The sequence below is a fragment of the Glaciihabitans sp. UYNi722 genome, from assembly GCF_040549465.1.
In the GTDB taxonomy this organism is placed as follows: Bacteria; Actinomycetota; Actinomycetes; order Actinomycetales; family Microbacteriaceae; genus Lacisediminihabitans.
In genome coordinates this window covers 1-11809 of the sequence record NZ_JBEPTL010000040.1, presented here as the reverse complement: position 1 = coordinate 11809, position 11809 = coordinate 1, and the positions used below count along the sequence as shown (strand labels likewise).

The 11809-nt window shown below is 64.8% G+C and carries 11 protein-coding genes; 2 read left to right on the top strand and 9 right to left on the bottom strand.

Annotated elements, in window-relative coordinates:
- Positions 1-115: 115 nt before the first annotated feature.
- From ABIB56_RS18015 to ABIB56_RS17980, 8 genes are all read right to left on the bottom strand, one after another.
- Positions 116-1696: a Na+/H+ antiporter gene (locus ABIB56_RS18015; RefSeq protein WP_354570604.1), complete on the bottom strand. Its 1581-nt coding sequence runs from the start codon at positions 1694-1696 to the stop codon at positions 116-118.
- Positions 1697-1844: 148 nt separating this feature from the next.
- Positions 1845-2645, bottom strand: a complete 801-nt coding sequence (locus ABIB56_RS18010; RefSeq protein ID WP_354570603.1) for a polyprenol monophosphomannose synthase — start codon at positions 2643-2645, stop codon at positions 1845-1847.
- 26 nt (positions 2646-2671) lie between these two features.
- On the bottom strand, positions 2672-3307 hold the full coding sequence (locus ABIB56_RS18005; RefSeq protein WP_354570602.1) for a sortase domain-containing protein: 636 nt from the start codon (positions 3305-3307) through the stop codon (positions 2672-2674).
- Positions 3308-3312: 5 nt separating this feature from the next.
- Positions 3313-4452: a glycosyl hydrolase family 8 gene (locus ABIB56_RS18000; protein ID WP_354570601.1), complete on the bottom strand. Its 1140-nt coding sequence runs from the start codon at positions 4450-4452 to the stop codon at positions 3313-3315.
- Positions 4453-4475: 23 nt separating this feature from the next.
- Positions 4476-5291 carry a DUF4397 domain-containing protein gene (locus tag ABIB56_RS17995; RefSeq protein ID WP_354570600.1) on the bottom strand — a complete coding sequence of 272 codons (816 nt, stop codon included), beginning with the start codon at positions 5289-5291 and terminating at the stop codon, positions 4476-4478.
- A 21-nt stretch (positions 5292-5312) separates the two neighbouring features.
- On the bottom strand, positions 5313-7292 hold the full coding sequence (locus ABIB56_RS17990) for an ArnT family glycosyltransferase (protein WP_354570599.1): 1980 nt from the start codon (positions 7290-7292) through the stop codon (positions 5313-5315).
- A complete protein-coding gene (locus ABIB56_RS17985) occupies positions 7289-8722 on the bottom strand; it encodes a glycosyltransferase (protein WP_354570598.1) in 1434 nt (477 codons plus the stop codon). The genes ABIB56_RS17990 and ABIB56_RS17985 overlap by 4 nt, the downstream gene beginning before the upstream one ends.
- Complete coding sequence (locus tag ABIB56_RS17980) at positions 8688-9200, bottom strand: GtrA family protein (RefSeq protein WP_354570597.1); 513 nt, start codon at positions 9198-9200, stop codon at positions 8688-8690. The genes ABIB56_RS17985 and ABIB56_RS17980 overlap by 35 nt, the downstream gene beginning before the upstream one ends.
- A gap of 208 nt (positions 9201-9408) precedes the next feature.
- Here ABIB56_RS17980 and ABIB56_RS17975 point away from each other — a divergent pair, with 208 nt between their 5' ends.
- Entirely contained in the window at positions 9409-9903 is a 495-nt protein-coding gene (locus tag ABIB56_RS17975) for a DUF427 domain-containing protein (protein ID WP_354570596.1), read from the top strand.
- Between the two features lie 18 nt (positions 9904-9921).
- On the opposite strand, the gene ABIB56_RS17970 is transcribed toward ABIB56_RS17975, so the two are convergent.
- A complete protein-coding gene (locus ABIB56_RS17970) occupies positions 9922-10413 on the bottom strand; it encodes a CarD family transcriptional regulator (RefSeq protein WP_354570595.1) in 492 nt (163 codons plus the stop codon).
- 300 nt (positions 10414-10713) lie between these two features.
- Between ABIB56_RS17970 and ABIB56_RS17965 the strand changes: the two genes are divergently transcribed.
- Positions 10714-11658 (top strand): SDR family oxidoreductase, encoded by a 945-nt coding sequence (locus ABIB56_RS17965; protein WP_354570594.1) that lies wholly within the window; start codon positions 10714-10716, stop codon positions 11656-11658.
- Positions 11659-11809: the final 151 nt, after the last annotated feature.

The window sequence follows — 11809 nt, the reverse complement described above, 5'->3', positions numbered from 1 at the left end:
ACATCATCGCTCACCCGCAAGAATTAACACCAACACGCGCCTCAAATCTCGAAACACACCGACGAACCTGAAATAAACGCGACTGCAGTACTAGTCATGGTTGGTCAAGCCTCGGCTAATCGTCGCCGCTCCTCGGCGCGAGGGTGCGGATCGCGATCTCCTCGGCATCGATCGCCGCGAGGATCGCCCGCACCGCCGGTTCCTGGTAGCGGCCGTCGGCACGAGCCGCCAGCACGGCCTGACGCTCGGCCAGAATCATCGCCAGCCGAAGCCGGCCGAAAGCGGCCTGCGCCGGTTCGGAATCTTCCGGACCCTGGTCGCTGAGCGACTCGCCGAGCAAGGCCGCATCCGCGCGAAGCCGATCGACGACGGCCGCGTTGTCAGCCTCTGAGATCTCGATGTCCAGCTGCACGACACCGGCAGCTTTCGCCTCGGCCATCAGCATCTGGGCCTCGACGAGTTCCTGGTCGCCGTTGGGCGGCGGAAGCCTGAGCCGTCGGATGACCCAGGGCAGCGCGAGGCCCTGGAGGAGGGTTCCGACCACCACCACGAAGGCGAGGAACTGCAGGAATGGCCGCTGGGGCACCGGAGGCAGGAGGAAGACGGCCGCGAGCGTGACCACTCCACGGAGCCCCGCAAAGCTGATCGCGATGGCGTTGTTCCAGGTCCACGATCGCGCGCGGAGACGACGGGGGCCGAAGCGATAGATCACGGTGAGCATCGCAACCCACACGAATCGCGCGAAGGTGAGGAACAGGAGGGTGACAACGCAGATCAGTATCGTCTGCCAGAGGCCGAGGCCCGACTGCGTCACGCCGCGCAGGATGCCGGCGAGGTTGAGCCCGATAAACAGGAACACTGAGTTCTCGAGCAGGAAGCGGATGGTGCGCCAGTTGAGGGTCTCGGCGATCCGAGCGCGCGCCGACTGCACCACGGGCGCGCTCTGCCCGACGATAAGGCCGGCGATCACTACGGCCAGCACGCCGGATCCGTGCAGGAGCTGCGTGGGAATGAAGGCGATGAACGGCGTCACCAGCGACAGGCTGGTGTCGAGCACCGGGGCGTGCAGCAGCTTGCGGATGGCGGTTAGCGCGTAGCCGACGGTGAAACCGAAGGCTACGCCCACCACCACGGCGAGCACGAAATCCCCGGCAACGGCCAACGGATTGAGCGTTCCGACGATGGCGGTGATGGCGGCGGCGAGAGCCACAAGCGCCGTCGCGTCGTTGAACAGGCTCTCGCCCTCGAGGATGGTGACCAGGCGTCGCGGAAGACGCAGACGACCGGAGATCGCGGTGATCGCCACCGCATCCGTCGGCGCGACGACGGCGGCGAAGGCGAAGCCCGTCGCGAGAGTGATCGCCGGAACCAGCAGCCAGGTGAAGAATCCGACGGCGACGACCGTAAACGCGACGAGCCCGACGGACAACGTGAAGATGCTGTCGCCGCGGGCCCGCACATCGACGAAGGAGGTGCGGATGGCTGCCGCGAAGAGTAGCGGCGGCAGCAGCCCGTAGAGAATCAGGTCTGGCTCGATCACCACCTGGGGCACACCGGGGATGAAGGAGACGATCGCCCCGACAGCGACGAGCGCGATCGGTGCCGACCAGCCGATTCTGCGGGAGAACCCGGTGACGGCGACCGTGACCAGCACGAAGGAGACGATCCAAATGATGGTCAGAACGGAATCATTCATACGTCTCCTCTCCCGTTGCTTCTCGAGAGTAGACGAAATCCGTCCGCCGCCTTGCTACCGACTGCTGCGCACCGAGAGTCGCCAAGTGGCCCTAATCACAGATCTGCAGGGGCAATGTGGCGACTCTCGTGGTTGCAGTCTCGATAGATCAGTCGCGCATCCTGGAGTTGGGAAGCACGCGGTGGTAGCTCGCCCGAACCGATGGAAGGCGTCGACCTTCGCCGACCAGGCCGGCCACGGCCCGTGCACGGCGCTTGAACCCCCAGGCGGTGACGCGCAGAAGTGACTCGATCACGATGCTGCCGCTCATCTTCGATTCGCCGACGACCCGCTCGGTGAAGGTGATCGGCGTCTCGACCACCCGCAGGCCGTGCTCGAGCGCCCGCCAGAGCAGGTCGACCTGGAAACAGTAGCCCTGGCTCGCCACCCCGCCGAGTTCCAGTCGCCGCAGTGCGTCGGCGCTGAACACCCGGTATCCGCCCGTCGCGTCGCGCACCTCGATGCCGAGGGCAGCCCGCGTAAAAGCGCTGCCGCCCTTACTGAGCAGCTGCCGGCGCATCGGCCAGTTTTCGACCTTTCCGCCCGGAACCCAACGGGAGCCGAGAACGAGGTCGTGCTCTGCCAGGAGTTCGATCATGCGCGGCAGGTCTTCCGGGTGGTGCGAGCCGTCGGCATCCATCTCCACCAGCGCCCAGTATCCGCGATCGAGTCCCCAGGCGAAGCCGGCACGGTAGGCACCGCCCAGGCCGTCCTTGACGGCACGGTGGAGCACGTTGACCTCCGGATACCGCAGCGCGAGTTCGTCGGCCAGGTCACCAGTGCCGTCGGGTGAGTTGTCGTCCACGACCAGGATGTCGGTGTGGCGCGACGCGGCGAGGATCCGATCGACAATCGGTTCCAGGTTCTCTTTTTCGTTGTAGGTGGGAACGATGACAAGTGTTTCGAGCATTTCGGGTTCCTTATCTGCGATCGATGTCAGCTGACGAGCGTGGCGAAGAGCACCAGGTTCTCGGTGTAGTGACCGCTCCTGGGGTCGAAGGGACCACCGCACGTGATGACCCTGAGCTGCGGCGTCGGCACGTTGCCGTAGACGTCGCTGGTGGGGAACTGCGTCTTGAGCGATTTCTCGGATTTCTGCACTTCGAAGGTGAGCGCCCGACCGTCGGACAGCGTCACCGTGATCTTCGACCCTGGCTGCACATCGCCCAGATGCGCGAAGATCGCCGGGCCGTGGGCTGAGTCGACGTGGCCGGCGATGATGGCCGGGCCGACGTCCCCTGGCAGCACGCCGCCCTGGTACCAGCCGGCCTTCGCAAAACCGACGGGTGGAAGCAGCGCACCGTTCCCGTCCAGGTTGAGAAGTTCGAGGTCGCTGGAGACCCCGATGTCGGGAATGTCGACGTGGGTGACCACGACTCCGGGTGCCGGCGGATTCGTCGCGGTCGACACCGGGTCCTGCACTCCCCCGGCATCGCCCTCCCGTGGGCTCGGTGACGCGGAACTCGCCGTCGGAGCCGAGGTGGATGCCACGACCGCAGCACCCGTCGCTCCCAGTGCGGCCACCAGCACCGCCGCTCCGATGATCCAGGCCCAGAGTGGACCTTTCAGCATCCGTCTCATCGGGTGCCCCCTGCCAATGGTGCGCAACCACCGAGGGTCTTCTGCCGGAGCATGCTCATCGACAGCGCGGTCCAGGCCTTGCCGTAGTAGGTGGGCGTGGAGTTCGACAGCGTCACGACCCGAGCGAGATCATCGTTGGCGTCGGCATCCTTGCCCGCCGCGGCAGCGGATGCCGCGCGGGCGGCGTAGGCCAGCGGATGCCTGTCGGTGGTCAGCGAGCCGCCCCCGAGATCCAGCACCGCAGTGAGTGTCTTCGTGCGGTCCAGGGTCGGGAAGAGCAGAGCCGCGCGTGCCTCGTCGGCCGGCGTACAGGATTCCGCGTAGCGAAGTGCGAGACGCTCCGCGTCGTATCCGTAGCTCACGGCGTCGCCGACGCCTGCCGGGCCCGGCATGGCGTCCACCTGACCGTCGGCGTGCACCTGCGCCCAGTTCGGCGGAAGCGCGGTGGCCTGCAGGAGTTTGTCGGTCACGGCCTGGGTTCCCTTTGCAACCTCGTCCCAGCGTGCGTCCTTCGTGGCTGTGGCCAGGACGGCGAACGCGACGGGTGAGGCGTAGCTGGGGTTGTAGGCGTACGGCTCGCTCTGAGCAGCCCAGAGACCGGGCAGCAGGATGCGCCCAAGTGAGGTCTCCACGGTGAGCCGGTCGGCGATCTCCCCGGCCATCGTCATACCGGCCTTTGTCAGGTCAGGCCGATCGAATTTCGAGCCGGCGAGTACGAGGGCACGTGAGGTGTCGAGATCAGCGTCGGATGCCGGCTGCTGGTCAACGATCTTGCCACCCGACCATCGCCAGGCCAGCAGGCCGTCATCTCGAAGGAGGTGCGTCTTCGTCCATTTCCAGATCGAGTCGACCTGCTTTTCGCTGCCGACCGATACCGCGATGAGGAGTCCGTAGGCCTGACCTTCGCTGACCGTGTCCGAACCCTGGTCGCGGCGAATGACCCGTCCGTCGCTCACCCAGCTGTCGAGGAAATCCTCGCCGAGAGCCTTCGGGTCTGTGTTTGCAATGGCTGTGGGTACGATCGAGGGATCGGTGCGGCCGACAGCCATCGGCTGGGAGTGCGGTAGGCCGGGGCTACCGACTGCCAGCCACGCCACCGCGGCGGTGGCTACGGTAGCTACGATTGCGGCCGTCACGACCACACGCCGCCGAGTGACGGTCATCGTGTCGACTGCCCGACGGTCTCAAAGCCGTCCAGGTGATGCATGGCGAGGTAGCCGCCACCGGTCTGAACGCCGCCGACAGGGGCGGATCCGACCGCCGCGCTGTCCAGCACCGGCTTCACTGTCAGGCCGCCGGAGGCGTTGTCGAGAACGAGAAGCGTCGTGACGCTGCCGTTCGCGAGATTCACCGCCGCGCTGTTCTTGATCTTCGACGCCTTGAGCGCGAGGGTCCACGGTCCTGCCGCGACCTCTGCGTAACCGGTCGCGGTGCCACCCTTGGCGTTGTCGGCGATCTGCACGCCGGTAGTGGTGGTGACATCCACGCTCTTGGCGACCGTCGAGGCCTGGATCAGCCGGATGCGGGCCTGGCCGGGTGCCGGCGAGGTCAGGTCGTCGGTGAAGACCTTCACCGTGAGATTCTTGTTGGCCCCGTAGGCCGCCACGGTGACGGTTCGCCCCTGCTCGATTTTCACCGAGGAACTAATCATGGGCTTGGCGGTGACCTTCGAACCCGCCGGAACCATCGAGATCGTGTACACGCCGTCTGCCATGTTCTTGTAGGGCGAGACGGCGCCGTAGGCGACATTGTCGAGTTCGTAGAGAGCCGCGCCGCCGCTGAGCGCCGTCAGGCGCACATCGACGGCTTTCGTGTCGGGCGAGAGGTGAGCGATACGGATCCAACCGTCTGTGGTGCCGGCCGCCGTCGGGGTGGGCGCAGCCGTGGCCGGTGAGGCCACCGCAATGGAGGCGGCCGCCAGCGCCGCGACGACGACTGCCGTGCGGATGAGTCCTGGAACCTGGAGTTTTTTCATGGGGGATTCTCCTTCGTTGAGTTACTGGATGACGGCGACTGAGGGGTCAGCCGGGTAGGTGATGAGTAGTGAGCCGTTTGTCGCGCTGACGGAGGATGGGGCATAGTCGCCGACAAGGCCGGCGACGAAGTCGCGGGCGGTTGCGGTGAGTTTGTCGCCGTCGACGACGGGCTTGCCGCCGATGGCTGTGACCACGACCTGCCTGCGCAGCTTGTTGTCTTCGCCGCTCACGATCGGGAATCCGTCGATCTGCACGGATGCCGCAGCCAGCTGGCTTCCGAGGGCGAGAGGAATGCGAACATCCACCTGGCCCCCCGTCAGTAGGTTGCGGTCGGCCGTCGAGAGCTTCAGACCGGTGTTGGTCGTGAGCTGCTTGCCAGCGTCCGCCTGCAGCTGGGTTGCTGAGGCAGCATCCTTCTTGGCAGCCGCTGCTCCCTGAGGTTCGATGCGACGGATGTCGACGGCCTGGGTGCCCTGGCCGAACGAGGCGACCACGACCGAGTTCTGCAGGGCGGCTTTCACCTGCGGAAAACCGTCGGGGAAGGTGCGCATCGAGTCCGTCGTGATGATGTAGTCCGAATCCTTCCAGCCCCGCGGGGACTGGGCTTCGACGGCCGGATCGGTGTCGATCTTGTAGTACCAGACAACGTTGTCACGCCGCCATCCGGCACGCACGAAGTCGACCCACATGGCGTCGTCTACGATCAACCGGTTGTCGTGGGCGACGTTGGTGTCGACCCACTGTTCCGCGCTCCTCAACGGCTGGTCGAGGTCAGCGTGGAACAGGCCACGCAGCTGTACGGTCCAGAGCGGTACGGCCGCTGCTGCAGCCAGACTGGCGATGACCAGCCAGGCTATCGGACGCACCCCGCGCTTCGAGCGTCGACGGACAGCGCCGACGGCGACATCGGTGACCCAGGCGATCAGCAGCGCCGCGAAGGGCAGCAGCATGATCACATAGGGCACCGGCAGGTAACCGCCGGGACGGAACATGAAGAGCAGCAAAAAGACCATCATCGCCGCGATCGGACGCATCTTCTTCACGAAGAGCGCGGTGACGGAAGCGAGACTTCCGAGCACCATGATCACCGGATCGAGGTGCCACCAGATCGAGAAAGTGCGCACGATAAGACTGCCGGGATCGAAGATCGAACCGCTGCTCGCTCGCGAACCGAGCTGGAAGCCGACACCGCTGATCAGGCTGACTCGATCGGACCCGGGGATCAGCTCCCCCTTGATGAGTGCGAGCAGCACGTAGCTGAAGCCGACGAGCACGAGCACGCTCGAGGCGACAGCCAGCGTGTAGCGACGCGTCTCGGGGCGAGCGTTGCGGATCATCGTCCAGGCCAGGAACGGCAGCGCCAGCAGGAAGGTCTCCTTGCTGAGAACCGCGATGCTGAAGCAGGCGGCGGATGCGGCGAAACCGGCCAACTGCTGGCGCCGACTGAGCGCGAGAAGGAAGGCTGCGATCAACCACGGGGTAGCCACGTTGTCGAGGTAGACCGTGCGGTGATACTGCACGGCCAGCGGGGACAGGGCGAAGATCAGCGCTGCGACCGCACTCGCGGGCCGACTCAGCCCGAGTCGCCGGGAGAGCGCCCAGAGCAGAACGACACCGATCAACGACATCACGATCACGGCTTCACGCGCAGCGAGCACCGAGACGTCGTAGCGTCCGAATGCGCCGGTCAGCTGGGTGTAGCCAGCGATCTGTAACCAGCCAAGCGGCGGATGGTCGTACCAGAACGTGTAGTGAGCGAGTTCGTGCAGCGCATTGATCGCCCACGCTTGCGCCGTGTAGGTGCCTTCGTCGTCGATGCGCTGCGGTGAGCCACCCATGTTGATGAAGGATGCGACGGCCGCGACGACGAGCACCGGCGTCAGCCAGACCAGCGAGCGGCGGTGCCGGCGGAGGAAAGACGACACGGCCGCCGACGAAGTATGGCTCACGGAGACCAGACGATCGGCGAGCGCCGACCCGTGCGAAACAGTGCTCGTCATCGGCCCGCACCCACCAGTTCGGGCTCGGCAACGATCTCGGCGGCATCGCGGTGGGCGCCGGTGTGTTCCGTCTTCTCCCAGCCGTTCTCGCCACGGATCTGCCGGAACACCGATCGCACCGCAGCCGCGGCGAGGAAGATCTGGAAGGGGAAGGTACCGAGAATCAGGCGTGCGTAGTCCCTCATCCGCACCTTCTCGCCGTAGATCCGACCGAACTCGCTGAGCCCGGCGATCTCGACAGTGACGGTGATGAGTGTCGGCGCGATCGGGATGAAGGTGATCAGCGCGATGATCGTCGGCACCTTCACGAAGAAGATTAGGGCGAGCGAGAGCGGGATCATGAGTCCGGTGATCGCCTGCAGGAACGGCATCGCCAGGATGTAGCGGGCGAACAGCCGCTGCTTCAGCGTCGGAAGCTTCTTCCACTCCCCCTTCGCGAGCACCTGCAGGAAGCCCTGGTTCCAGCGCGTGCGCTGCTTATAGAGCGACTTGAGCGTTCCCGGGGTCTCCTCGCGGGTGACCACCTCGGGGCTGTAGGCCACGACCACCTTGGCACCGGCACTGGAGAGTCGCACTCCGAGCTCGCAGTCCTCGGCGAGGCATTCGGCATCCCAGCCATCGGTGAATTCGAGCCATTCCTTGCGCACGAAGACGGTGTTGCCGCCGAGCGGGATGAAGCGCGCTCCGGCATGGAAGTGCAGGCGAGACCGGAACCAGAAGTAGTACTCGAGCACGTTGCGCAGCGACCACCAGCTGGACCTGAAGTTCATCAGCTGCACGCCGCCCTGCACCACCGCGGCATCCGTCTCGCTGAAGCGGGAGTCGATGAGACGCAGCAGTTCCGGGTGCACCTCGTCCTCGGCATCGAAGACGCCGATGACATCGCCGCGAGCGAAGGGAAGCGCCCGGTTGAGCGCCTTCGGCTTGTTCTTTGGGACGCTGTCGTCCACGATCACCCTGATGATGCCCGGATGCCGCGCCGCTGCCTCCCGCGCCACTCGATCGGTACCGGGGTCGTCGTCTCCGACGATCGCGATGATCTCGAAGTCGGGATGGGTCTGGCTTGCCAGTACATCGAGGGTCTGCCCCATGACCTCCTCCTCGTGCCTGCCGGGAACCAGGAGCGTGAAGGAGTGTGCGGGGTCGAGCGGGTGTTCGGAGAACGCGGTGCGCTTGAGGTTGCCGTCCGACTTCCAGGCATGCAGCATCCACCAGAGAGTGGTGAGCGCGATGGCGGTCAGCCCGATAGCCACGAGAACGAGTGCAGCGAGACCGAGAACACCGAGCCAGTCGATGCTGTTGCCTTCGGGAAGACTCAGGGTGGGCAGCTGGCCAAGGTCGCCGCGGTTGGGAGCCGGTGCCTCTGGGACCTGCGTTGAGGGGGGAAGGATGGGGCTATCTGCGAGAGGGAGGGAGTAAAGCCAGTTCATCGTGGGGGTCTCCAGTCGGGGTACGGAACACGAACGAGCGGTAAGCGAAATAGCGGAACGTGGTGCCGAGTACGAGCCCGACGACGTTGCCAGCGATGTTGTCGGCCAAAGGGGTGGTGAAGCCGAGCAGGTAGTGCGACACGAAGAGGCACAGGGCGGAGATGGCGAGGCCGATCACGTTGGAGACGCCGAAGAGAACCGCCTCGCGGAGAACCGGGCGACCGCGTCGAGCGCGAAAGGTGAGGTAGCGGTTGCCGAGCCACGCCACGATCGTCGCGAGGGCGACAGAAATCACCTTGGCAGTGATGATCTGATTCGACATCGGACCGAAACGCAACACGTTGTAGATTCCGACGTCGACGATGAAGGCGAGGGCGCCGACACCGCCGAAGGACAGCAATTCGGGTAGACGACGCCGGAGACGAGCTACACCGGGGGTGATCACGTCCCTCATCTGGGGGTATTTTGCGATCGACATGCCCAGACTTCGGGGCGGGCACCAAAGTAGTTTGGTATTTCAGTCTTTTTTCAGGGAGCTGTTACCTGCCGTTCATCTCAGGGCGCACTTGTTGACAAAGAACTCACATAGCCCCGGTGGGGACTCGAAACAGGCATATAGCCCGCCGAGCGCTCATCGCCGACTTCCTCCGCTGGAGTTCGCAGGTTCTCCGCGCAGAATGGTCGACATGCGAATCGCGCCAATCATGCCGGGCCCAGGACAGGAATCCGTCTGGGACTATCCTCGTCCGCCGCGGGTAGAGGAGAGCAGCGACCGGATCGTGGTGCGGCTGGACGGGGTCACAATAGTGGACACCACGGATGCCATACGAGTGCTCGAGACGAGTCATCCGCCGGTCTATTACCTGCCGCGAACCGCTTTTATCGATGGCGCTCTCGAACCGGCGAAGGGTGCGAGTTTCTGCGAGTTCAAGGGAGCAGCGAAATACCTCTCGGTGCGCGGGGGTACCGTCGTGGCTGAGGCGGCGGCGTGGTACTACCCCACGCCCAGTCGTGGTTACGAAAGTTTGCGCGACCGCGTAGCTGTGTATCCGTCCGCGGTGGACGACTGCGAAGTCGCCGGCGAGCGCGTGACGCCGCAGGCCGGTGACTTCTACGGTGGCTGGATAACCTCGCGTGTGGTCGGCCCTTTCAAGGGCGAACCGGGAACGCTCGGCTGGTAGCGCCTCGGCTTGGAGTGCTTAGACCGAAACTGTCGAGAGCACCTCGTCGAGAACGGCAGAGGCTTCTTCGTCGCTGGAGTTCTGCGCCAGCGCGAGCTCCGAGATGAGAATCTGGCGTGCCTTGAGCAGCATGCGCTTCTCGCCGGCGGAGACGCCGTGGTCCTGGTCGCGACGCCACAGGTCGCGCACGACCTCGCTCACGCGATAGACGCTTCCGCTGCCCATCTTCTCGGTGTTGGCCTTGAAGCGGCGTGACCAGTTGCCTGGCTCTTCGACGATGTCGCTGCGCAGCACCTCGAAGACCGCCTCGACGCCGGCGCTGTCAATGACGTCGCGCACGCCGATGAGCTCGACATTTTCGACGGGGAGTTCGATGGTGAGGTCACTCGCATGTACGTTCAGCGTGATGTACTGCTTGTCGTCGCCCTTGATGGTGCGTGTCTTGACCGCGGTAATCGTCGCTGCGCCGTGATGGGGGTACACGACCGTCTCGCCAACCTGAAAAATCATGCGTTACTGCCTTCAATCATTGAATTGTGTGTCGATAGCGGATCGCCGCTAGTCGAGGCCAAAAACCGGACCGCATCGGATGCCGCACTCGCGACCATGCAAGAAAGCAGACGGGAACATGAACGGCCGGGATTCTACCGTTCGATGAGTGGACAGCTTCTCAGGCTCCGATTTCGAACCTCAAACACTTCAACGTTTTGCCCGCCCATTAAATTGCACAGACTACAAGGATACAGGGGTTATGCTGTGCTCTTTTCCTCCCGGTCCGCCACGGCCGCCACAAACCCCGAAGAGCACACCATGACACGCACTCTCGCCGACGTCGATGTCCCCGATCTCACTGGAAAACTCGCCGTCATCACGGGGGCTAACAGCGGCCTCGGCTTCGGTCTCACCACGCGCTATGCCCGAGCAGGCGCCGAGGTGATCCTGGCCATCCGCAACCGCGCGAAGGGCGAGGATGCCATCGCTCGCATACGCCGGGAGGTTCCGGAGGCTCGGCTCAGCATCCGCGATCTCAACCTGTCGTCGCTCGCCAGCGTCGCCGCCCTCGGTGAGACGCTGAACGCCGAGGGCCGCCCGATCGACTTCCTGCTGAACAACGCGGGAATCATGATGCCTCCGAAGCGCGACACCACAGAGGACGGCTTCGAGTTACAGTTCGGAGGCAACCATCTTGGCCATTTCGCCCTCACCGCCCATCTGCTACCGCTGTTGCGCGCGGCCGATGCCCCTCGGGTGCTCTCGCTGAGCAGCATCCTGGCACGCGCGGGTCGTCTGGACTGGGCCGACCTGCAGAGCGAGAGGAGCTACAGTCCCTCACGCTCCTACGGGTTGTCGAAATTGGCGACGCTGATGTTCTCGCGCGAACTGGAAAAGCGCAGTCTCGCTGGCGGCTGGAGTATCCGTAGTACCGCCGCCCACCCCGGAGCGACGGTGACCAACCTGCAGGTGACGGGTCCGACCCACGGCGGCAACGGCTCTCCGCTGCTGCAGCGACTCAACACGGCGAGTCATCGCATCGGCCGGCTCTGGCAGCAGATACCGCAGGGCATCCTGCCCGCGCTGTACGCCTCGACGAGCGCGGATACCGCAGGCGGCACCTACTGGGGACCAGGCGGCTTCTCAGAACTCACCGGAGCGCCGAAGCTCGCCGCCATTCCGAAGCGAGCCCTCAGCGACGCGGCCTCTGCCCGACTCTGGGACGTGTCAGAGCGGCTGACGGGCGTCGCCTTCCCTGCCTGACCTGACTGAGCGCTGAGCGCTGGACATTCGAACACATGTTCTGCATGTCTGCTTGGGTGCAGTAGATTTGTTTGGTGAGCGAAGAGCCTGTTGGCGGTGTGGATTATCCGCGGACGTTTCAGGAGTTTCGGGAGTGGTTCCCGGACGATTC